Source organism: Actinoplanes flavus, assembly GCF_017592555.1.
Taxonomy (GTDB): domain Bacteria; phylum Actinomycetota; class Actinomycetes; order Mycobacteriales; family Micromonosporaceae; genus Actinoplanes; species Actinoplanes flavus.
The window spans coordinates 95818-116329 of sequence record NZ_JAGFNS010000008.1 but is presented as its reverse complement, the minus strand read 5'-3'; the positions used below and the strand labels follow the sequence as shown (position 1 = coordinate 116329).

Sequence of the window (20512 nt, the reverse complement as noted above, 5' to 3'; positions counted from 1 at the left end):
GGGGCGTCACCCCCGCGTGGCGGGGGCTTCCGCGGCGAAGGTGACGATCCGTGCGGCGAGTTCGCCGGGATTCCGGAGGACGAGGTCGTGGCTGGCTTCGGGGATGATCTCGGCGATGACGCGCGGCATCCGGGCGGTGACCGTGGCCACGGTCTCGGCCGCGTCGTACAGCTGGCTGTGGCCACCGACCAGCAGCAGGGTGGGCGCCGTGATCCGTGCGAGCTCGTCGTCGGTGAGCGGAGTGGGCATGATGTGCTTGCGCCGGAAGCCGAAGGTGGCTTTGACCAGCGGCATCGCGTCGTCGTCGCGGAGGGCGAGGTTGCGCAGCGGCCGGGCCAGGGCGTGCCGGACCGGTCGGGGCGCGAAGCTGGCCAGCCCACATGCGATCACCCAGGCCAGGAACTTGGGGCTGACCTCGCCGAAGCCGCCCGGGTCGAGCAGCGCGAGACTCGCGACCGCGTCCGGCGATCGCAAGGCGTGACGCAGCGCGATCCATCCACCGTACGAGGTGGCGACCAGATGCGCCCGGTCGACGTCGAGCGCCGCGAGGACCTCGCCGAGCCACCGGGACCACTCGTCGCCGTTGTCGATGGCGCGGGTCTGAACGGACGGCCCGGGCTCACCGACGGGGTCGATGGCGATCACCGGGCGCGCGGTGGCGAACTGGTCCACGTAGGCATGCCACATCAGCGACGGCCCGCCCGAGCCCGGCAGCAGCACGAACGGGGTTTGCCCGCCGGAACCGAGACGGTGGACGCGGGTGGTGCCGAAGCTGGTGACCACATCGGCATCGACCGACGAGGACGGCCAGAGCCGGTCGACCAGATCGTCGTAGACGGTGAAGAACCGATCGCGGGCCTGCTCGCTGCGGAACTCGCCGACTGGCATCGTGGCCTCCATCCAACCCCTCGATTGTGATACGAGCGTATCATCAAGCGGTGCCGAAACGGGTGGACCACGAGCAGCGGCGGCGGCAGATCGGCGAGGCCCTGCTCCGGATAGCGAGCACCCGCGGCCTGCAGTCGGCCACCATGCGCGAGGTGGCCGCCGAGGCCGGCGTCTCGCTGCGGCTCGTGCAGTACTACTTCCACACCAAGGAACAGCTGCTGCTGGCCGCGCTCGCCTACCTCGCCGAGCAACTCACCGAACGGGTGTCGGCGAGCATCCGGGCGCTCGGGCCGGTCACCGCACGCACCATCGTCTACGGCACGCTCACGGCGGTCCTGCCGACCGACGAGGAGAGCGTACGGCTGACGCGGGCCTACACCGGCTTCTACACCCTGCTCTTCAGCAGCGAGGCGGAGATGGCCACCCGGCACGGCGCCACCTACCCCGACAAACTGGAATCGCTGCTGGCCACACACATCGCCGCAGCCCAGGAGGCGGGCGAGGTGGCAGCCGACGTGGACCCGGCGCTCACCGCGGCCGCGCTGCTCGCGTTGACCAACGGCCTGGGCTCCAGTGTGCTGGGCGGGCAGCGCGACGGCGCCACCGCACGGCGGATCCTCGACGACCAGCTCGGCCGGCTCTTCCACGTGAACGACGCGAACAGCGATGAAGGGCTGGTGAGGCGCGATGAGTGACGACCTCTACTCGTACGCGAAGCTTTATGACCTGATGTTTCCCGGCGGCGAGCCCGCGGTCGACTTCTATCGGGCCGGCGCCGATCGGCACGGCGGGCGCGTACTCGAGCTCGGCTGCGGCACCGGGCACAAGATGATCCCCATCGCGTCCGACGGGCATCCGTGCGTAGGCCTGGACTTATCGCCGGACATGCTGGCGGAGGCCCGGCGTAAGGCGGACCGGCGCGGTGTGACGGTGGAATGGGTGCGGGGCGACATGCGGGCCTTCGACCTCGGCCGCACCTTCGACTACGTGTTCATCGCGGCCAACTCCCTCCTTCACCTGCATGCGGCTGAGGATCTGGTGAGCTGCTTCCGGTCGGTTCGACGACACCTGGCGCCCGGAGCACGATTCGTCTTCGACGTGTTCAACCCGAGCGTGCGGCTACTCGCCGAAGCCGACGGCGTACGGCGTACCCGGGAATCGTTGTCGTTCATGGACCCGGACCGTGGCAGCGTCAGCGTCGACGTCGCCGAGATCTACGACCCGTCCGCGCAAGTCACCCGCGGGACGTGGTACCTCTCCACCGACTCCGAGCCCGACTTCGTCGTCGCGCCGCTCCACATCAGAAGCATCTTCCCGCAGGAGCTGCCGCTGCTGCTCTCGCTCGGTGGCCTTCGGCTCGTCGAGCGACTCGGCGACTGGTCCGGCCGGCCGTTCGCCGGGGACGCGCCACTTCAACTCTGCGTCTGCGAGCCCGCGTGAACGGCGTCGCGCTGCGGCCGCATCAGGGTCGACGGGTCCGGTCAGCGGAAGGCGATCATCATCGGCTGGAAGAACCCGGTCTCCGCGCCGGCCGCCCACCGGATGCCCGTCAACCCGGCGGCACCCGCCAGCCCGGACAACTCGGCCCGCGTCCACGCCCGGTAACGCGTCGTCCTCGAAGCCGCCACCCACCGGCCCGGCGCTGTCTCGCTGACCTGGAGGTGCGTCAGGTCGTACACCGAGGATGCCGCATGCCAGTCCCAGAGCTGGGTGGTCACCACCCGCAGACCCGCCGTCCCGCCACGCTGGACGGGCATGGTCACCGGCCGGTCAGCGAGGACGGCATCGTAGTCCCGGGTCGTCACCACCACCACGCCCCCGGGCCGAACGACCCGCCGCATCTCCCGCAACGCCCGCGTGACGTCCTCGCCCGTCAGCAGATGCGGCAGCGCGTTGTCCGCGCAGATCACCGCGTCGAAACCGGCGTCCGCGTGCGGCAGACCCCGCATGTCGCACGCCACGAGGTCGGCGCTCAAGCCGCGCGCCTCGCACTCGACGGCGGCGCGAGCCACCGCGGCCGCACTGAGATCACCACCCGACATCGAGTATCCGAGGGCGGCCAGGCCGATGAGCTGCGTGCCGATGCCGCAGGCGCAGTCGAGTGCCCGGATCGGGCCCGCGCCGACCACCTGCCGGATCACCCCGTCCAGAGCCTCCGCCTGGCGGGCCAGGGAACCCTCCCAGTCGGCGTAGATCAGGTCGTACGTCGAGGCCAGGTCGTCGTAGAAGGCCCGCGTGCTGTCGTCCGGCCGACTGGTGTCCATACGGTAGATGGTGCCGGTCGACGCGAGCGAGCTCCTCTCGATGCGGGTCTTGATCTCGTCGCGGCCGGATGGACGGCCGTCGTGCGAGCCTGGGGAAGCACTACCCTTCGGCACGAGACCTGGAGTCCGCCATGTCGCTAAATCTTCGCATCGCCGTCCGCGCGATCATCCTCGACGAGGATGACCAGGTCCTGTTGTGCCGGTTCGTCGCGCCGCACCCGGCGGTTCCGGACGGGGCGCAAGGCGTCTGGGCTGCTCCGGGTGGCGGCGTGGAGCCGGGGGAGGACGGGCTGTCCGCGTTGCGCCGTGAGCTGCTTGAGGAGACCGGCCTGGTCACCGGCGCCGACCCGGTGCACGTCTGGCGTCAGGTCATCGTCGCCCCGGATCATGCGCCCGGCTTCGACGGCATGGTCAACGACTACTTCCTCGTCCGCGCCGGCCGCTTCGAGCCTCGAGGGCGGTTCACCGACGAGCAGATCGCCGCCGAGCACATCGGTGCTTTTCGATGGTGGCGGCTTTCCGAGATCATCGATTACACCGGACCCGACCTGTTCTCGCCCCGCGACCTCGCCACACCGCTGGCCGGCCTGCTCACATCGGGGATACCCGCCGAGCCGGTCACCCTCGGCCTGTGAAGATCGAAACTGCGTTAGATTCGTACGATGCGGACGGAGCCACGCGGCACGATGCACGGCTGGATTCCGGGTTCGAACCTGCTGCCGTTCGTCGGGGCGATCGCCGGCATGGCCCGGAGCGAGGCCGACCTGACCGCGATCGCCGCCGGCGTGGACTCTTCGGATGCGGACAGCGAGGACTGGTTCGGTGTCGTCATCGAGGGCGACTCCCGCGTCGAGTTGTATTTCGCGAGGACCCCGGACGGTGACGTTCTGGTGGACGTGGAACTCGACGGTCTGGAGGAATCCGTCGAGCTGCGATGCTGCCAGCTCCTGGACATCTACGGCGTTCAGTGACCATCGGCCGCGATCAGGTCGAGCGACTCCTCAAGGAACGGGTCGACCAGCTCGTGTTTCCGCAGCGGGCCAGACCGGTTGCAGCACGTGCCAGTCGTGGGGATGCTGTCGGACGGCGCCGGTGAAGACGTCGGCCAGCTCCTGCGTCATCGCCGCCACCCGGGCCCGGGTGGCGCCGTCACGGCCCGGGACGATCTCCGGGTGGATCCGGACCCGGAGCCGCGGGCCGTCGTACCAGAGTGACACCGGCAGCAGCGCGGCCCCGGTGCGCAGCGCCAGCTGGGCGGGCCCGGCCGGGAAGGTCGTCGGCGCGCCGCAGAACCGCACGCCGATGCCGGCCGCGGACGTGTCCCGGTCGGCGACCAGGCACACCACCTCGCCGGCCCGCAGCCGCCGGGTGAGCGCGGTGACCGCCCGCCGGGTCTCGTCGGCGGGGAGCACCTCGATGCCGAGCGCCGCCCGGTGGCTCACGAACCGCTGGTAGAGCCCTTCCGGGCGCAGGCGCTGCGCGACCGTCGTGAACGGGTGCCCGCTCAGCACCAGCGCGGCCCCGGCCAGGTCCCAGTTGCCGCTGTGCGGCAGCGCCAGCACCACGCCGCGGCCGGCGTCACGGGCGGCGGCCACCCGGTCCAGCGACTCGAAGACCACGGTGTCGCGGATCCGGTCCCGGCTCCATCCGGTGAGGCCGAAGAACTCCCGCCAGTAACGCAGGTAGGAGTGCACGCCCCGAGCGGCGGTGGCGGTCACGGCGGGACTGTCCGCGGTCTGGCCGAGCACCTGGGCGAGGTTGACCCGCAGCTGCCGCACCCCGCCCAGGCCGGACCAGCGCATCCCGGCGGCGACGGAGCCGAAGACGGCCGCGGCGACCGGGTCCGGCAGCCGTGGCGTGACCCGCCAGGCGAGGCTGTAGAGCCGGCTGGTCAGGTCCTCTTCCACGCCGGGATGGTAACGGTCACCGGCCGGCTCCACAGTAGGGAGGTGATGAAGGGCATGCGGTTGCCGAACATTCCTCCGGGTATGCACCTGGTATCCACCCAACCACGGTGACCCGGAGGTGCCCGATGGCATTCGACGACAAGGTCGACAACAAGGCCGAGGAGATCGGCGGCAAGGTCAAGGAAGGCGTCGGCAAGGCCACCGACGACGAACGCCTGGAAGGTGAGGGCAAGGCCGACCAGGCCGGCGCGAACCTGAAGCAGGCCGGCGAGAAGATCAAGGACGCTTTCAAGTCCTGACCATTCACCGTACGGACGGGCTGTGGCGATGTCGGTCACGGCCCGTCCGCCGTTCCACGCGATAGGAAACCCGGAAGTGGGTAATCGGCGGACGTGGATGCGCTTATCTTCGGGATCATCGCCTCGAGCGCGCTGGTCCTCGGCGCCGTGCTCGGGGCGAGAGTCGAACTGCCCAAGCGGGTGCTGGCGACCATGCTCGCCTTCGCCGCCGGCGCCCTGATCACCGCCCTGTCGTTCGAGTTGTTCGCCGACGCCTACCAGCACGGCGGAATCTGGCGCGCCGCCGTCGGCCTGATCGTCGGCGCGGTGGTGTTCACCGTTCTGAGCACCTGGCTCGACCGCGCCGCCCGGGGACACCATCCCGAAGCCCACGGCAGCGAGAAGCTCGACGTCGACGCCGCCGCACGACAGCGGCCGCCGAGCACCGCCTCGACCTCGGGAGCGGCCGGGCTCGCCCTGCTCGCCGCGGTCACGCTCGACGGCGTACCGGAGAATGTCGCTCTGGGGGTCTCCCTGGGGGAGGGCAGTGGCGGGCTGGCCCTGCTGGCCGCGATCTTCGTCTCGAATTTTCCCGAGGCGCTGGTGGGCAGCGCCTCGATGCGGGCGCAGGGCCGGTCCCAGGCGTTCATCCTCGGCACCTGGCTGACCTGTGCCGCCCTGCTCACGCTCGCGGTGGTCCTGGGCGCCGGGCCGCTGTCGGCGACCTCGCCGGAGACGATCTCACTGCCGCTCGCGTTCGCCGCGGGGGCCGTCCTCGCCTCGCTGGCGGACACGTTGATGCCGGAGGCGTACGAGAAGGGTGGTCCGCTCGTCGCCCTCAGCACCACCGCCGGTTTCGTGTCGTCGTTCGTGCTCGCCACCCTCTGACCGAGCCGTGACCATGCGCCGGCCGGGGCGGGCGTCACGTGACGCGGTTGGTCCGGTAGGCCCAGATGGCGAGTTCGACCCGGTTCCGGGCGCCGAGTTTGGTCATCAGGCCGGTGAGGTGGAATTTGACCGTGCTCATGCTGATGTGCAGCTCCCGCGCGATCTCGGCGTTCGTCCGGCCCAGCGCGACCCGGCCCAGCACGTCCTCCTCCCGCTCGGTCAGGGCGTCGATCGGCTGGACCGCCGCGGTGGCGGGGCCGCGGGTGGCGAACGTGGCGAGCAGCCGGCCGGTGACGGCCGGGTCGATGAGCGCGTCACCCTGCACGGCGGCGTGGATCGCCTGGACCAGCTGGTCCGGTTCGGCGCCTTTGAGCAGGAAGCCGCGGGCGCCGGCCTGGAGGGCCCCGTAGATGTACTCGTCGGTGTCGAACGTGGTGATCACGATGACGGCGACCGGATCGGTGACGTCCGGCCCGGCGAGCAGACGGGTGGCCTCGATGCCGTCCAGCACGGGCATCCGGATGTCGAACAGGCACACGTCGGGCCGCAGGCGGCGGGCGAGCGCGACGGCCGTCCGCCCGTCGGCCGCTTCGCCGACCACGTCGATGCCGGGCCGGCCGTTGAGGATCGTCGACAGCCCCGCCCGTACGATGCCCTGGTCGTCGGCGATGAGAACGCGGATGGTCATGGCGTGGCGTCCCGGCGGGGGAGGACGGCCCGCACGGTCCAGCCGCGATCGGGCCGCGGTCCGGCGGTGAGTGTGCCACCCAGCAGCGTGATCCGCTCGGTCATGCCGACCAGCCCGTACCCGGGCCGATGGGCGGCGGACGCGACGCGGGCGCCGTCGTCGCTGACCGTCAGCCGGACCTCGGTGGCGCCGCCGGTCACCTCGACGTCGACCCGGGTCGCCTGCTGGGCGTGGCGGTGAGCGTTGGTGATCGATTCCTGCGTCACGCGGTAGAGGGCGCCTTCGACGGCCGGCGGGAGGTTCGTCAGGTCCCCGTGCAGCGCGACGCCGATGCGCGGCGCCTCGGTCCCGTCGGTGGCGAGGCGTTCGATGTCGGCGATCCGGTGCCGGGGGACCAGCGGCGGCCGCTGCTGATGATCGCGTAGGGCGCTGACCATCGTGCGCATCTCCGCGAGTGTCCGGGCCGCCTCGCGGTCGATGGTCTCGAGGGCCTCGGTCGCTCCGCTCAGCGACGACGACCGGGCCAGGAACAGGCCCGCCTGCGCCTGGATCGCGATCGCGGAGACGTGGTGGGCCACGGTGTCGTGCAGTTCCCGGGCCAGCTGTTCGCGTTCCTGTAGCCGGGCCCGCGCGATCAGCTGTTCACGGGCGATGCCCCGGTACCGTACGGACGCGCCGAGGGCCGCGGCGAACAGCAGGACGGCGATCCCGGCGATCGTCTCGGCGACCCCGGGGAAGTCGACGCCGACGATGGCGGCCACCGCCACCGCCATGACCGCCAGCCCGATGACCGCGTCGCGGCCGTCGCCCCACCGCAGCAGCGCATAGTCCAGCACCAGCACCACCCAGCCGGCGTGCAGCACCACCGGGTCGGCCCCGACGGCGAACGCGGCGACGTCGAGGACCGCGAACCCGCCGTACGCGAACACCACCGCCGCCAGCGGATGGGTCCGCCGGACCAGGACGGCGAGCGCCAGCCCGCATCCGAAGACGGCGGCCACCGGTCGCCAGGTCAGGTCCCGGAAGACCACCTCGATCACGAGCACGGCGAGCACCAGCGCGGCGAGGGTCCCGTCGCGCCGGGTGTACGGCAACCTTCCCGCCGCGGTCGGCACGCATGTCACGGTAGCGATCGGGCGCTCACCTGGCCGATAGGCCAGGGAAACGTCGGCCATCGGATCCGGGCGCCGCGCCGCCGGGCCGTTCGAGACTGAGAACCCGGCAACGGTACGGGCGACCGAAAGGGAATGACCGTGAACCGAACGAGCGACCTCGTCGACACCCGGGTCGACGTCAAGATCGTCCTCAGTGGCCTGTGGGTCACCACGCTGCTCGTCTTCGCCTACGTCGACATCTTCGGCTTCTTCCGCGCCGATGTGATCCACGGTGTGCTCGCCGGCGAGGTGTCCGGCGCCGGGTTCGCGATCGACCAGACGTTCCTGGTGCTCACGACGCTGTACATCGTGGTCGCCGCGTCGATGGTCGCCGTCTCGCTGCTCGCCCCGGCGCGGGTCAACCGGATCGCCAACATCGTGGTCAGCCTGTTCTACGCGGTGACCGCGGCGGCCTCGCTCATCGGGGAGAGCTGGATCTACTACATCGCCGGGATCCTGACGCAGACGGCGCTCCTGCTGGTTGTCACCCGGGTCGCGTGGACCTGGCCCACCGTGGAGTGATCATGACCGGCTGACGGATTCGACACACCATGTTGGGTATGCCTTTCCGCTCGCATCCATATATGGTGTCTCCCGCAGCTGGTTCGGTCATGCCCGTCAGGGCGTGGCCGAGGCAACAGGGAACCCGGTGTGAAACCGGGACTGCCCCGCAGCGGTGAGTGGGAACGACCGCCGTCATGAAGCACTGGACCTTCGGGTCTGGGAAGCGACGGCCAGTAGGAGCGTGTTCGGCGCCCACGAGTCCGAAGACCTGCCAGCGCGCCGTACGCCACCGGTGTGCGGCGGTCGAAGGCCGCGTGGGACGGCTGACGCCACCGGCCGTCGTCCCGTCGTGGGTCACGGCGGCGTCCCCCTGCGCGTTCGGCGATCTTGTCGAGTGGGCGTGAAGAGGGGACGGGACATGACAGCGACACAGGGTCCGCCGCTGGCCGGGCACGTGGTGCCGGAGCAGCGCCGGCACGTGATGCGGGTCCGGAAACGTGACGGCGACCTGGAACCGGTCGACGTCAACAAGATCGTCAAGGCGGTCGAGCTGTGGGTCACCGACCTCGGCGAGGTCGACCCGCTGCGGGTCGCCACCCGGACCATCAGTGGCCTCTACGACGGTGCCACCACCGCTGAGCTGGACAAACTGTCGATCCAGACGGCTGCCGAGTTGATCGGTGAGGAGCCGCAGTACTCGAAGCTCGCGGCCCGCCTGCTCGCCGCGTACGTCGACAAGGAGGTTCGCGGCCAGGGCGTCGCGAGTTTCTCCCAGTCCATCCGGTACGCCCACCAGCAGGGCCTGATCGGCGACGGGACCGCCGCGTTCGTGGCCGGCAACGCCCGCGAACTCGACGACGCCGTCGATGCCGCCGGCGACCTGCGGTTCGAGTACTTCGGGCTGCGTACCGTCGCCGACCGCTACCTGCTGCGCCACCCGCGGTCGCGCCTGGTCGTGGAGACCCCGCAGTACTGGCTGCTGCGGGTCGCCTGCGGCCTGTCGGAGGACGCCCGCGAGGCGATCGGCTTCTACCGGCTCATGTCGTCGCTGGCCTACCTGCCGTCCTCGCCGACGCTGTTCAACTCGGGCACCCGGCACACCCAGATGTCGTCGTGTTTCCTGGTCGACTCGCCGCGCGACGAGCTCGACTCGATCTACGAGCGCTACCACCAGGTGGCGAAACTGTCGAAGTTCTCCGGCGGCATCGGCATCTCCTGGACCCGGGTCCGTGGCCGGGGCGCGCTGATCCGCGGCACGAACGGCCGGTCCAACGGCATCGTCCCGTTCCTGAAGACCCTCGACGCCGGGGTGGCGGCGGTCAACCAGGGCGGCCGGCGCAAGGGCGCCGCCTGCGTCTACCTCGAACCGTGGCACCCGGACGTCGAGGAGTTCCTGGAGCTGCGGGACAACACCGGCGAGGAGTCCCGGCGCACCCACAACCTGAATCTGGCCAACTGGATCCCGGACGAGTTCATGCGCCGGGTGGAGGCCGACGAGGACTGGTCGCTGATCGACCCGTCCGACGCCCCCGAGTTGCCGGACCTCTTCGGCGAGGCGTTCGACGAGGCCTACCGCCGGGCCGAGAAGAAGGCGGTCAAAACCATCAAGGCCCGCGATCTGTACGGGCGGATGATGCGAACCCTGGCGCAGACCGGCAACGGCTGGATGACGTTCAAGGACCGGTCGAACGCGCTCTCCAACCAGACCGGCGAACCGGGCAACACCATCCACCTGTCCAACCTGTGCACCGAGATCCTCGAGGTCAACGACGACGACGAGACCGCCGTGTGCAATCTCGGCTCGATCAACCTGAGTGCACACGTCAATGCTGACGGTGTCGACTGGGTGAAGTTGAGGGACACCGTCCGCGCCGCGGTCGTCTACCTGGACCGGGTCATCGACATCAACTACTACCCGTCGCGGCAGGCCGCGGCGTCGAACCCGCGCTGGCGGCCGGTCGGCCTCGGCCTGATGGGCCTGCAGGACGCGTTCTTCATCCTCGGCCTGCCGTTCGACTCGGCCGAGGCCCGCGACCTGTCCACCCGGATCCAGGAGGAGATCTTCCTGACCGCGCTGGAGTCGTCGGTCGCGCTCGCCCAGCGGTTCGGCCCGCACCCGGCGTATCCGCAGACCCGCGCCGCCCGCGGCGACCTGCACCCGGACCTGTGGGGCGCCACCGTCTCGCAGACCGGGCGCTGGGATGCGCTGCGGGCGTCGATCGCCGAGCACGGCCTGCGCAACTCGCTGCTGATCGCGATCGCCCCGACGGCCACCATCGCGTCCATCGCCGGCTGCTACGAATGCATCGAGCCGCAGGTCAGCAACCTGTTCAAACGCGAGACCATGTCGGGCGAGTTCCTGCAGATCAACACCTATCTGGTACGCGAGCTCAAGGCCCGCGGACTCTGGACCGCCCCGATCCGTGAGGCGATCAAACGCGCCGAGGGATCGGTGCAGGGCATCGCCGAGATCCCCGCCGACGTGCGCGAGCTGTTCCGTACGGCGTGGGAGCTGCCGCAGAAGGCGCTGATCGAGCTGGCCGCGGCCCGGGCGCCGTACATCGACCAGTCACAGTCGCTGAACCTGTTCCTGGCGGCGCCGACCATCAACAAGCTGTCCTCGATGTACCTGTACGCCTGGAAGGCCGGCCTGAAGACCTCCTACTACCTGCGGTCGCGCCCGGCGACCCGGATTCAGCAGGCGACCGTCGCGGTCACCACCCCGGCGGCCGCCGTACCGGTCGCGCCGGTGTCGCTGATCCCGGCGCTGACCGAGGCCGAACTCTGCTCCCTGGAAAACCCCGAATCGTGTGAGGCGTGCCAGTAATGCTGCTCGACCCTGGAATGGACCTGACCCTGCGGCCGATGAAGTACCCGCACTTCTTCGACCGTTTCAAGGACGCCATCAAGAACACCTGGACGGTCGAGGAGGTCGACCTGCACGCCGACCTCGCCGACCTGGCCCGGCTGACCCCCGCGGAGCAGCACCTGGTGTCGCGGCTCGTCGCGTTCTTCGCCACCGGCGACACGATCGTGGCGAACAACCTGGTCCTCAACCTGTATCAGCACGTCAACTCCCCGGAGGGCCGGCTCTACCTGTCCCGGCAGCTGTTCGAGGAGGCCGTGCACGTCCAGTTCTATCTCAACCTGCTCGACACCTACGTGCCGGACGAGAAGGAACGGTTCGAGGCGTTCGCCGCGGTCGAGAACATCCCCTCGATCGCCCGCAAGGCCGAGTTCTGCTTCAAGTGGATCGACTCGGTCTTCGAACTGCGCGAACTCAAGACCCGCGACGACCGGCGGGCGTTCCTGCTCAACCTGATCTGCTTCGCCGCGTGCATCGAGGGCCTGTTCTTCTACGGCGCGTTCGCGTACGTCTACTTCCTGCGCTCCCGCGGCGTCCTGCAAGGTCTCGCGTCCGGCACCAACTGGGTGTTCCGCGACGAGAGCATGCACATGGCGTTCGCGTTCGACGTGGTCGACACGGTCCGCGCCGAGGAACCCGGCCTGTTCGACGCCGAGATGGCGCAGCAGGTCCGCGACATGCTCACCGAAGCCGTCGAATGCGAGGTCCAGTTCGCCGCCGACCTGCTGGAGCAGGGCGTCTCCGGCATGTCGCTGGCTGACATGCGCGAGTACCTGCAACACGTCGCCGACCGGCGGTTGCTGGCGCTCGGCATGGAACCGGTCTACGGCAGCGGGAACCCGTTCGCGTTCATGGAACTCCAGGACGTCCAGGAGCTGTCGAACTTCTTCGAGCGCCGCGTCTCGGCGTACCAGGTCGGCGTGACCGGAACGGTGACGTTCGACGACGACTTCTGACCCGCGCGGCCTTGTTGCATAAGTCTGGCAACTACAGCAGGATGGCGGCAGGAGCGTCAGTTGCTTGGCCGTGATCCGTCGTTCCGTCGTCAAGGGCGCTCCGGCGCGCGATGATCCAGCATCGCCGGGGCGCCCTTGCGCGTGAGAGGGTTCGAACAACCGCGGCCCGGGTGTCGGCGGGCCATCTCGTCCTCGCCGCCCACGGCTACGGCATCGGCGTGAGCCGGGGCGCTCGGATCCGCACCGGCTTCGAACCGCCGGCGCGGTGACCCTTTCACCGATGGGTGTCACCGCGGGTGGGGAGGTTGCGGGGCAGCTCGACGTGCGTGGTCGTGCCGGGACGGCCGTTCGAGGGTTTGATCGTGATGGTGCCGTGATGGCGGTCGGCGATCAGCTTCGCGATCGGCAGCCCCAACCCGGCCCCGGGGATGGCCAGTTCGGTGGCGACCGCGCCGCGATAGAAGCGGTCGAACACGTGCGGGCGTTCATGCTCCGGGATGCCGAGTCCGGAGTCGGTGACGTCGATGACGGCGGTCGTGTCGTCGCCGGAGACGGTCACACTGACGGCGCCACCCTTCGGGGTGTAGGTGATGGCGTTGTCCACGAGCGCGGTGACCATCTGGGTGAGCCGGCGCGGGTCGCCCTGCAGCGGCATGCGGGCCGGGGTGGTCTGGGTGAGCGAGATGCTCTTGGCCTGCGCGTTCGCCTCGTTGGCGCAGGTGGCGCCGTTGACGACGGTGACGAGGTCGATGTCGGTGACCGTGAGTTCGGTGCGGCCGGCGTCGAGGGCGGACAGGTCCAGGAGCGCTTCGACCAGGCGGCGCAGCCGTTCGCTGCCGCGCCGGGCCGCCTCGATCAGGGGGACCAGGTCGGCGGCGCGGGTGTCGGGTTCGGCCTCGGCCATCAGTTCGAGGTACGAGACGATGATCGTCACCGGGGTGCGCAGCTCGTGGCCGACCAGGTTGAGGTATTCGTCCTTGGCGCGGCTGAGCATCTCCTGCAGGTGTGCGGCGTGGTGGGCGTCGGTGATGTCGTGGTGGACGGAGACGGCGCCGAGCCGGTTGCCCTGGTGGTCGGTGATCGGGTGGGCGTTGATGCGCATCAGGCGGCGCCCGTCGCGGGTCTGCACCGCGAACTCGTTGCCGCGGACGTCGGTGCCGTGCAGCGCCCGTCCCAGCGGCATCTGAGCCGGGTCGACCGGTTCGCCGTCCGTCGTGGTGATCGGCAGCCACGTACTCCATCTGTCGAGGTCGGTGACGTCGGCCGGCAGGTTGAGGCGCTCGCGGAGCGAGCGGTTGACCAGCACCAGGTGGCCGTCGGCGGCGCACGCGGCGACGCCGGTGTCGAGGCTGTCCAGCATCGTGTCCAGGAAGCGGCGCTGCTGGTACTCGGCCTCGTGGGCGCGTTGCTCGGCGACGAACGCCGTGCACGCCTGGGCCCCGTTGTCGACGGCGGTCAGTTCGTCGGGTTGCCACTGCCGGGGCTGGTAGTCCATGACGGCGCAGACCCCGACGATGGCGCCGGCCGGGTCGCGGACGGGGAAGCCGGCGTAGGCGCGGATGCCCACGGCCCGGACCGGGGCGTCGGCCGGGACCCGGTCGTCGGCCTCCACGTCGCTGACCACCAGCGGGAAGCCGGTGCGCACGAGCACCCCGGCCAGCGTGGAGGACATCGGGACCTGCTGCATCGGCTCGAAGCCGGGTGGAAGGTTGTGCCCTCCGACCAGCCGCATGTGGCCGCCCTCCGCCAGGTGGATCATGGCGCAGGCCGCGCGGGCACCGCCCTCGGTCAGCGCGGCGAGCCGATCCGCGGCCGTTCGCGACATGCCCCCGGGGGCCATCTCCATGATCGGCGCAGCGGGGTTCGCCGGCACCAGCTTGTCGATCAGGACACCGGGGTCAGGAGCTGGACGGAGGTCCACCCCTCCAGTGTCGCGCCCCCTGTTGCGCTGTGCGCCGAAACGGTCGAGCCGAGCGTGGCCGGGCGGGATTCCCGGGTGTGCGGCCGAGCCCGGCATATCACAATAAGGTGGTATGAAGTGGGTGCGCGAGCGGGGAGCGGGTGAGACCTGCATGGCAAGGATCGTCGTCGCCGAGGACGAGAGCGACATTCTCGCCGTCATGCAGCGCCTGCTGGCTCGTGCGGGACACGAGGTCATCCAGGCCACCGACGGAGCCGCCGGCTGGGAAGCCGTGCAACGGCACCACCCCGACCTCGTGGTCAGCGACATCAACATGCCGGTCGTGTCCGGCACCGAGCTGTGCGCCCTGATCCGGAGCCATGCCGAGACCCGCGGGATCCCGGTGATCTTCGTCAGCGGCAACCTGATCCCCGGCGACACCCGGCCCCTGGAGCAGGCGACCGCCGTCCTGAGCAAGCCCTTCCTCCCGCGTGACCTGCTCGCGTGCGTCGAGAAGGTGCTGCAGACCGGCCACACCGAGGGCGGGGAACCGACGATCTGCCCCTGACGGAGTGTGAATCGGTGCACTTGTCCTTGATCGCCGGTGATGGGACGAGTGGACTCGGGGCATGGCCTTGATCGCGTACGACGGTGTGGATGCGGCGGCGTTCGAGGAGACTCGGCACCTGCGCGAGGACGACCTCGCCACCTGGCGGGCGGCGATCGGCCGGTATTTCCCGGCGGAACCCGGAACACGCCTGCTCGACCTGGGCAGCGGGACCGGCAGCTGGGCGCGGGCGTTCCGCGCGTGGTGGCCGGAGATCGAGGTGGTGGCGGTGGACCCCGCCGCGGCGATGCGCGAGCGCTCGGTGGTGCGGCCGGTGCTGCCCGGCTCCGCCGACGACATCCCGTGCGCGGACGCGAGCGCCGACGGGATCTGGCTCTCCACCGTGATCCATCACATCCCGGACCTGCCGGCGGCGGCCCGGGAGATCCGCCGGGTGCTGAAGCCGGGCGCGCCGGTGCTGATCCGGTCCGCCTTCGCCGGACGGCACGAGGCGATCAGCCTGTTCCGATGGTTCCCGGAAGCGGTCGCGGTGCTCGACCGTTACCCGAGCATCGCCGGCGTCGAGACCGCGTTCGCCGCCGCCGGGTTCACCCCCGCCGGCTGCGAGTCCGTTCCGCAGGTGACCGCCCGGTCGGTGGCGGAGGCGGCCGCCGGGCTCCGGCGGGCGGCGCACACGCCGTTGCAACTGATCAGCGACGAGGCGTACGAGGCCGGCGTCGCGCGGTTGACCGAGGCCGCACGCACGAGCTCCGGGCCGGTCGTCGATGCCCTGGACCTGCTGGTGCTGCGGTGAACCAGGCCGGCGGCGGCGACCGTGGTCACGTGGTGGACGGTCGATCGGAGGAGGTGAGGCAGTAGGGGGCTCCGGCCGGATCGAGCAGCACGGTTCCGTGCGGTCCCGCGCCGGCGGGCGCGCCACCGAGCCGCTCCTGCCAGGCCCGGGCGGCGGAGACCTCCGAGCCGGTGACGTCGAGGTGGGCGGCGGCCGGCCGTTCCCGATCGTGCCGGTGCAGGAGGATCCCGATCGGCATCGGGCCGGTGGGCCGCAGCCGGGCGCAGCAGGGCCGGCCGGCAACGTCGACCGGCCACCCGGTCAGCGCCGCCCAGAAGGTCAGCTCCGCGTCGTAGTCCGACGGTGACAGGTCCAGGCACACCTGATCCACATGGCTGAGCATCGTCGGCTCCCGGAACGGCGCCGGCCGGCGATGCTCGCCTTTCCAGGCGGCGACGCAGAACGCCCACCCGGACGGGGAGGCGAGCACATGCCAGGAGCCGTGATCCGCGGTCACCGTCGCGCCCGCCGCCGACGCCCGCCGGACGAACGCCTTCGGGTCGTCCACCGAGAGGTCCAGGTGGATGCCTCCCGGCCCGTCCAGCACACCCTGCACGAGCAACCAGTCATCAGCCGGCGCCTGCCGCAACTCGATGAACCTGTCGTGCTTCACCGGTCGGGCGGTGGTGCCGGACACCGTTGCCCAGAACCCGGCCGCCTCGTGCAGTTGCTGGACCGGGCGGTCGATCACCGCGACCACCCAGCGGATGTCGGTGCTCACATCCAACGCCTCCATGACATCGGCGGACGGAGAATGGCATTCCCGACGGGCACCTCGACCGCGGCCCTCCGCCGGATCGCCGACCGCGGTTCTCACGCGGCGAGCCTACGGCACGGGGCCGCCACCGCCCGGAGTCCACAGGGCACCGATGCACCCGGGGCCCGCCGGGCGGAGGCGGTCACGCCCGCTCCGCCGCGACAGGCCGGGCAGACGGACGCGCGGCGGAGCGGGTGATGGGCGCAGGTCGCGGCGATGCAGCGCGAACTCGGCACCCGCAACCGGGTCGGCATCGCCGTCTGGGCGTACGAGAACGGCCTCGTCACGCGGTAGCTTCGACAGGGTGGACGAGCTACTGGCGTCGATCCGGCGCAGAGTGACCCTCTACACGATCACCGGCAGCCCGGTCCATCTCATCGGCCGGCAGGCCACCGACGAGGGCGTCGCGTTGTGGGAGGCCGCCACCACGGTCGGCGAATCCGGCGAACGCACCATGAACGTCGAACCGCTCGCGGCACTGGCCTGGTTCTACTGGTGCCGGTACCTGTCACTTCCCGACGGCGTCGGCGACGCGGAGCGGGAGACCGCCGTACCACTGTTTCGCGTGCTCGCCCCCGAATGGCCGGAGCTGGTGCCGGAACATCTGATCGCCGACACCGGGCTCGACGACTGGTGCGACGAGGCCGACGACCTCGTCGACCGCTGCCTGCGACACGACGACCCGGCGGCACTCGACCGCGCGATCAGCCTGTACCGGCAGGTGCTGCAAATGATCGACATCGAACGGTCACCCCGCGGCGACGTCCTGAACAACCTCGGCATGGCACTCCGGATCCGTTTCGAACGCGGCGCCGACCGGCAGGACCTCGACGACGCCGTCCACGCCGGGCGGGTCGCCGTCGCCTGCACGCCGGCCGGATCGGAACAGTCCCGGTACGCGGCGAACCTCGCCGCGCGCCTGCAGACCCGCTTCCTGCGCGACGGCGACCCGGCGGACCTGACCGACGCGATCGAACTGACCCGGGGCGCGCTCGACGGGTTTTCGCCGCACGACCCCGAGCGGGTCACGCACCTCTCCAACCTCGGGCTGGCGCTTCGGCTGCGGTTCGAACGGTACGGCGAGCCCGCCGACATCGACGAGGCGGTCACCGTCGGCCGGGACGCGGTCGCGCGCTGCCCACGCCGGCACCCGAACCGTCACCAGTGCCTGGGCAATCTGGCCGGCTCCCTCCAGGTCAGATTCGGCAGGCGGGGCGATCCGGCCGATCTGGACGCGGCCATCACGGCGGTACGGGGGGCGTTGCGCGGCATCCCCGGCGACCGGCCCGACCTGGGCGGCCACCTGTCGAACCTCACCGTCATGCTGCAGACCCGCTACCACGATCGAGGCGACCGGGCCGACCTCGACGCCGCCGTCGACGCCGCCCGCAGCGCCGCGTCGACGATGCCGCACGGGCACGCGAACCGCGCGCAGGCACTGTCGAATCTCAGCACGGCACTGCTCGGGCGGTTCGACCGGCTCGGCGACCGCGACGACCTCGACGCGGCCGTCGACAACGGACGGGCGGCCGCCGACGCGGCGCCAGCTCCGGATCCGGGACGCCCGAGGTACCTGTCGAATCTGGCCAACGCGCTGCACACGCGGTTCACCGCCGCCGGCGATCCGGACGACCTCGCCGCGGCGATCAGCGTCGGCCAGGCGGCCGTCGACCTGACACCGGCCGGCCATCCGAACCACGCGCGCTACCGGTCCAACCTGGCCGGCGCGCTGCTGCGCCGGGCGGAACACACCGGCGACCCGGCCGATCTGGACACGGTCGTCGCCATCACCGAATCCGTCATCGGTGAGCTGCCCGCCGGACACCCCGACCGGCCGACCGTCCTCGGCAACCTGGGCACCGCACTGCGTACCCGTTTCGCCCGCTCCCAGTCCCGGGCCGACGCCGACCGGGCACTGTGGGCCTGCCGCGAGGGCGCGGCAGCCACCGCCGCGCCGGCAGCGGCCCGCCTGCGATGCGCCGACACGCTCGGCGACTTCGCCGCCTCACTCGGCCGATGGCCGGAGGCCGCCGGGGGATTCACCGCGGCGGTACGACTCCTGCCGCTGTTCGCCTGGCGCGGACTGGGCCGCGACAGCGCCGAGGACGCGCTCGCGACCTCGAACGGTATCGCCGGTGACGCCGGCGCCTGCTCGATCGCCGCCGGCGACCGGAACGCCGCCGTCGCCACGCTGGAACAGGGCCGCGGCGTCGGCTGGGCCCGACTGCTCGACACCCGTACCGATCTCACCGCGCTTCGCGCCGCGGCGCCGGACCTGGCCGGGCGCCTGGACGCCGTACGATCAGGTCTTGATCTGCCGGGGGCGTAGTTTCACCAGCCGCCCTCGAAGAAGGCCAGCAGGGCCGGGGCAGGATCGACGGCGGTCGTCGTGTTGGCCACCGCGACCACACCGGCGACCAGCGTCAACAGACCGGTCAGCACACCGAACGAGGCCAGCACCCGCCGGGTCCGCCGCTCGGCCGGCGCCGTGCCGGCGAACCGTCGCCACAGCACCACACCGAACGCGGCGAGACCGGCCGCCACCAGCGCGGCGATCACCGCCATCGCCACGTGATACCGGGCGAAGTCGTCGATCATCACCTGGAGCGGGGGAGAGGCCCGGCCGCCCGCCGCCAGCTGCTGCCGGACCTGCGCGAGCGTCACGTCGGCCGCACCGCTGCCGGGGCCGTCCACCAGCATCGGCAGCAGCGAGGCGAGCGGCGACACCGCACCCTGGACGTTCGCCATCACCAGGGCGAGCGAGAACACCGCCGACATCGTCACCACGACACCGGCCGCCGCGAGCGGGGAGGCGCCCCGGGCGAACGCCTTCCACAACCTCGTTCCGAGTACGGCGAGCGCGGCGAACAGCAGCGCGGCGGCCGTCGCCTTGACCAGGTGGTAGCGCAGCCAGTAGTCGACGACTCCCGCCATGCCGGCGGAGAGCGGCCCGTCACCGGACTGCCAGTAGTCGGCGAACGCCACCCGGAGCCGGCCGGCCAGATGCGCCTCGTCAGCGAATCCGCCGGCCGGCCGGAGCGCCGCCAGTGGCGCCGGGGCCACCACGAAGGCGACCGCGAACACCACGGCGAGGCCGGCCGGAACCACCGCTTTGGTTTTCACGGGAGGCACGGTAGCCGTACCGGTCCAGGCCTCTTCGATCACATCAGCCGGGTCACATCAGCCCGGTCACATCAGCCCGGTCACATCAGCCCGGGAGGTGCTCCTCGCGGGTGAACAGCATGCGGCAGGTGCGGCCGCCGGCGAACGTCACCGGCCGCACGAACCTCAGGTGATGCCGCGACGGATCGATGGCGTCGGCCCAGTTCAGGTCGAAACGGCACAGGATCGGCTGCAACTCGCCACGGCCGGTCGCGACCAGGACGTCGTGGAAGAAGCAGCGACGTACGTCCAGGACGTACGTGTCGTGATCGTCCACGGGACGCTCGAAGTGGAACGACGGGCCGAAGTAGGACTGCTCGCGTTCCTTGCTGGCGGCGACCAGGACACCGAACGGATCGCCGGCGTGGTCGAGCATGCCGCGCGTGCCCGCCAGGATGTCCTCGCGTAGCGGGCCGTTGAGGCAGTCCTCCACGATCGCGGCCGCCTCGGCGGGGCCGAGCGCCGGCTCGACGACGTCGTACGCCGCGACGGCCAGCGCCGTGAAACGGGCGTTGGCCGCGTCCATCGGGTTGGCGACCAGGGGTTCGATCCGCGGGTCGAGGGCGGCGAGCCGGTCCCGCACCAACTCGTCGACGGGCCGCGACCAGACGGCTGCGGCACGGGAATCGAGCAGCTCCAGCAGACGTACGAAGAACGCCCGCTCGATGATCGGGGTCCATTCCGCCGGATCGAACTGTGGCTCGTCCGGCTGCGGCGAGCCGGAAGAACGCGCCGTGATGGCGTCACTCATGGTGGTGGTCCCTTTCGGGTCAGGACCACGCGGGGTACGCCGAGCCATGGCTGGACGCCCCGTGCGGTCCGGGGTTGACCAGCGCGCTCCACCACCAACCGGCGCTGCAAGATGACGCCGCCATTAAAGAGGGGTCGTCCGCGCCGCGT

The 20512-nt window shown here is 70.9% G+C and carries 21 protein-coding genes and 1 riboswitch; of the genes, 12 read left to right on the top strand and 9 right to left on the bottom strand.

The window, feature by feature from the left end:
• Positions 1-6 precede the first annotated feature (6 nt).
• On the bottom strand, positions 7-888 hold the full coding sequence (locus tag J5X75_RS14080; protein ID WP_208467812.1) for an alpha/beta fold hydrolase: 882 nt from the start codon (positions 886-888) through the stop codon (positions 7-9).
• A gap of 50 nt (positions 889-938) precedes the next feature.
• Between J5X75_RS14080 and J5X75_RS14075 the strand changes: the two genes are divergently transcribed.
• Together J5X75_RS14075 and J5X75_RS14070 are read left to right on the top strand one after the other, a co-directional pair.
• Positions 939-1583 carry a TetR/AcrR family transcriptional regulator gene (locus J5X75_RS14075; RefSeq protein ID WP_208467811.1) on the top strand — a complete coding sequence of 215 codons (645 nt, stop codon included), beginning with the start codon at positions 939-941 and terminating at the stop codon, positions 1581-1583.
• Positions 1576-2328, top strand: a complete 753-nt coding sequence (locus tag J5X75_RS14070) for a class I SAM-dependent methyltransferase (protein WP_208467810.1) — start codon at positions 1576-1578, stop codon at positions 2326-2328. The genes J5X75_RS14075 and J5X75_RS14070 overlap by 8 nt, the downstream gene beginning before the upstream one ends.
• 41 nt (positions 2329-2369) lie before the next feature.
• Here J5X75_RS14070 and J5X75_RS14065 read toward each other — a convergent pair whose 3' ends face one another.
• The gene (locus J5X75_RS14065; protein ID WP_208467809.1) at positions 2370-3152 is read right to left on the bottom strand and encodes a methyltransferase domain-containing protein; all 783 of its coding nucleotides are present in this window, start codon (positions 3150-3152) and stop codon (positions 2370-2372) included.
• A gap of 131 nt (positions 3153-3283) precedes the next feature.
• Here J5X75_RS14065 and J5X75_RS14060 point away from each other — a divergent pair, with 131 nt between their 5' ends.
• Positions 3284-3787 carry an NUDIX domain-containing protein gene (locus J5X75_RS14060; RefSeq protein ID WP_208467808.1) on the top strand — a complete coding sequence of 168 codons (504 nt, stop codon included), beginning with the start codon at positions 3284-3286 and terminating at the stop codon, positions 3785-3787.
• A gap of 27 nt (positions 3788-3814) precedes the next feature.
• Positions 3815-4123: a hypothetical protein gene (locus tag J5X75_RS14055; protein ID WP_208467807.1), complete on the top strand. Its 309-nt coding sequence runs from the start codon at positions 3815-3817 to the stop codon at positions 4121-4123.
• A gap of 30 nt (positions 4124-4153) precedes the next feature.
• On the opposite strand, the gene J5X75_RS14050 is transcribed toward J5X75_RS14055, so the two are convergent.
• Positions 4154-5059, bottom strand: coding sequence for a phosphatidylinositol mannoside acyltransferase (locus J5X75_RS14050; RefSeq protein WP_208467806.1), 906 nt, complete (start codon positions 5057-5059; stop codon positions 4154-4156).
• Between the two features lie 125 nt (positions 5060-5184).
• Between J5X75_RS14050 and J5X75_RS14045 the strand changes: the two genes are divergently transcribed.
• Positions 5185-5358 (top strand): CsbD family protein, encoded by a 174-nt coding sequence (locus J5X75_RS14045; protein ID WP_208467805.1) that lies wholly within the window; start codon positions 5185-5187, stop codon positions 5356-5358.
• 93 nt (positions 5359-5451) lie between these two features.
• Entirely contained in the window at positions 5452-6225 is a 774-nt protein-coding gene (locus tag J5X75_RS14040; protein ID WP_208467804.1) for a ZIP family metal transporter, read from the top strand.
• Positions 6226-6259: 34 nt separating this feature from the next.
• Here J5X75_RS14040 and J5X75_RS14035 read toward each other — a convergent pair whose 3' ends face one another.
• Both J5X75_RS14035 and J5X75_RS14030 read right to left on the bottom strand, forming a co-directional pair.
• Positions 6260-6913: a response regulator gene (locus tag J5X75_RS14035; RefSeq protein ID WP_208467803.1), complete on the bottom strand. Its 654-nt coding sequence runs from the start codon at positions 6911-6913 to the stop codon at positions 6260-6262.
• Positions 6910-8028 (bottom strand): sensor histidine kinase, encoded by a 1119-nt coding sequence (locus J5X75_RS14030; RefSeq protein ID WP_208467802.1) that lies wholly within the window; start codon positions 8026-8028, stop codon positions 6910-6912. Before J5X75_RS14030 ends, J5X75_RS14035 begins: the two co-directional genes overlap by 4 nt.
• A gap of 138 nt (positions 8029-8166) precedes the next feature.
• Here J5X75_RS14030 and J5X75_RS14025 point away from each other — a divergent pair, with 138 nt between their 5' ends.
• The 3 genes from J5X75_RS14025 (at position 8167) to J5X75_RS14015 (ending at position 12393) form a co-directional block, all read left to right on the top strand.
• Entirely contained in the window at positions 8167-8589 is a 423-nt protein-coding gene (locus tag J5X75_RS14025; protein WP_208467801.1) for a DUF6326 family protein, read from the top strand.
• Between the two features lie 62 nt (positions 8590-8651).
• Positions 8652-8861: riboswitch (cobalamin riboswitch) on the top strand.
• Between the two features lie 128 nt (positions 8862-8989).
• The gene (locus J5X75_RS14020; protein ID WP_208467800.1) at positions 8990-11398 is read left to right on the top strand and encodes a ribonucleoside-diphosphate reductase subunit alpha; all 2409 of its coding nucleotides are present in this window, start codon (positions 8990-8992) and stop codon (positions 11396-11398) included.
• Positions 11398-12393: a ribonucleotide-diphosphate reductase subunit beta gene (locus J5X75_RS14015; protein ID WP_208468002.1), complete on the top strand. Its 996-nt coding sequence runs from the start codon at positions 11398-11400 to the stop codon at positions 12391-12393. The genes J5X75_RS14020 and J5X75_RS14015 overlap by 1 nt, the downstream gene beginning before the upstream one ends.
• Before the next feature lie 274 nt (positions 12394-12667).
• On the opposite strand, the gene J5X75_RS14010 is transcribed toward J5X75_RS14015, so the two are convergent.
• The gene (locus tag J5X75_RS14010; RefSeq protein WP_307798071.1) at positions 12668-14314 is read right to left on the bottom strand and encodes an ATP-binding protein; all 1647 of its coding nucleotides are present in this window, start codon (positions 14312-14314) and stop codon (positions 12668-12670) included.
• Positions 14315-14465: 151 nt separating this feature from the next.
• Between J5X75_RS14010 and J5X75_RS14005 the strand changes: the two genes are divergently transcribed.
• Together J5X75_RS14005 and J5X75_RS14000 are read left to right on the top strand one after the other, a co-directional pair.
• Positions 14466-14861: a response regulator gene (locus tag J5X75_RS14005; protein ID WP_208467799.1), complete on the top strand. Its 396-nt coding sequence runs from the start codon at positions 14466-14468 to the stop codon at positions 14859-14861.
• Between the two features lie 61 nt (positions 14862-14922).
• Positions 14923-15654 carry a class I SAM-dependent methyltransferase gene (locus J5X75_RS14000; protein WP_208467798.1) on the top strand — a complete coding sequence of 244 codons (732 nt, stop codon included), beginning with the start codon at positions 14923-14925 and terminating at the stop codon, positions 15652-15654.
• Positions 15655-15679: 25 nt separating this feature from the next.
• Here J5X75_RS14000 and J5X75_RS13995 read toward each other — a convergent pair whose 3' ends face one another.
• Positions 15680-16414 (bottom strand): VOC family protein, encoded by a 735-nt coding sequence (locus J5X75_RS13995; protein ID WP_208467797.1) that lies wholly within the window; start codon positions 16412-16414, stop codon positions 15680-15682.
• A gap of 340 nt (positions 16415-16754) precedes the next feature.
• On the opposite strand from J5X75_RS13995, the gene J5X75_RS13990 reads away from it, so the two are divergent.
• A complete protein-coding gene (locus tag J5X75_RS13990) occupies positions 16755-18779 on the top strand; it encodes a hypothetical protein (RefSeq protein ID WP_208467796.1) in 2025 nt (674 codons plus the stop codon).
• A 2-nt stretch (positions 18780-18781) separates the two neighbouring features.
• Here the strand turns inward: J5X75_RS13990 and J5X75_RS13985 are convergent, their stop codons facing one another.
• Positions 18782-19573, bottom strand: a complete 792-nt coding sequence (locus J5X75_RS13985; RefSeq protein ID WP_208467795.1) for a hypothetical protein — start codon at positions 19571-19573, stop codon at positions 18782-18784.
• Between the two features lie 85 nt (positions 19574-19658).
• Entirely contained in the window at positions 19659-20363 is a 705-nt protein-coding gene (locus J5X75_RS13980; protein ID WP_208467794.1) for an L-2-amino-thiazoline-4-carboxylic acid hydrolase, read from the bottom strand.
• Positions 20364-20512: the final 149 nt, after the last annotated feature.

Bases quoted from the DNA above. Each gene is read 5' to 3' on its own strand.
- J5X75_RS14080 (WP_208467812.1), bottom strand. From the start codon at position 888: ATGCCAGTCGGCGAGTTCCGCAGCGAGCAGGCCCGCGATCGGTTCTTC.
- J5X75_RS14070 (WP_208467810.1), top strand. From the start codon at position 1,576: ATGAGTGACGACCTCTACTCGTACGCGAAGCTTTATGACCTGATGTTT.
- J5X75_RS14065 (WP_208467809.1), bottom strand. From the start codon at position 3,152: ATGGACACCAGTCGGCCGGACGACAGCACGCGGGCCTTCTACGACGAC.
- J5X75_RS14060 (WP_208467808.1), top strand. From the start codon at position 3,284: ATGTCGCTAAATCTTCGCATCGCCGTCCGCGCGATCATCCTCGACGAG.
- J5X75_RS14055 (WP_208467807.1), top strand. From the start codon at position 3,815: ATGCGGACGGAGCCACGCGGCACGATGCACGGCTGGATTCCGGGTTCG.
- J5X75_RS14045 (WP_208467805.1), top strand. From the start codon at position 5,185: ATGGCATTCGACGACAAGGTCGACAACAAGGCCGAGGAGATCGGCGGC.
- J5X75_RS14035 (WP_208467803.1), bottom strand. From the start codon at position 6,913: ATGACCATCCGCGTTCTCATCGCCGACGACCAGGGCATCGTACGGGCG.
- J5X75_RS14020 (WP_208467800.1), top strand. From the start codon at position 8,990: ATGACAGCGACACAGGGTCCGCCGCTGGCCGGGCACGTGGTGCCGGAG.
- J5X75_RS14015 (WP_208468002.1), top strand. From the start codon at position 11,398: ATGCTGCTCGACCCTGGAATGGACCTGACCCTGCGGCCGATGAAGTAC.
- J5X75_RS14005 (WP_208467799.1), top strand. From the start codon at position 14,466: ATGGCAAGGATCGTCGTCGCCGAGGACGAGAGCGACATTCTCGCCGTC.
- J5X75_RS14000 (WP_208467798.1), top strand. From the start codon at position 14,923: ATGGCCTTGATCGCGTACGACGGTGTGGATGCGGCGGCGTTCGAGGAG.
- J5X75_RS13980 (WP_208467794.1), bottom strand. From the start codon at position 20,363: ATGAGTGACGCCATCACGGCGCGTTCTTCCGGCTCGCCGCAGCCGGAC.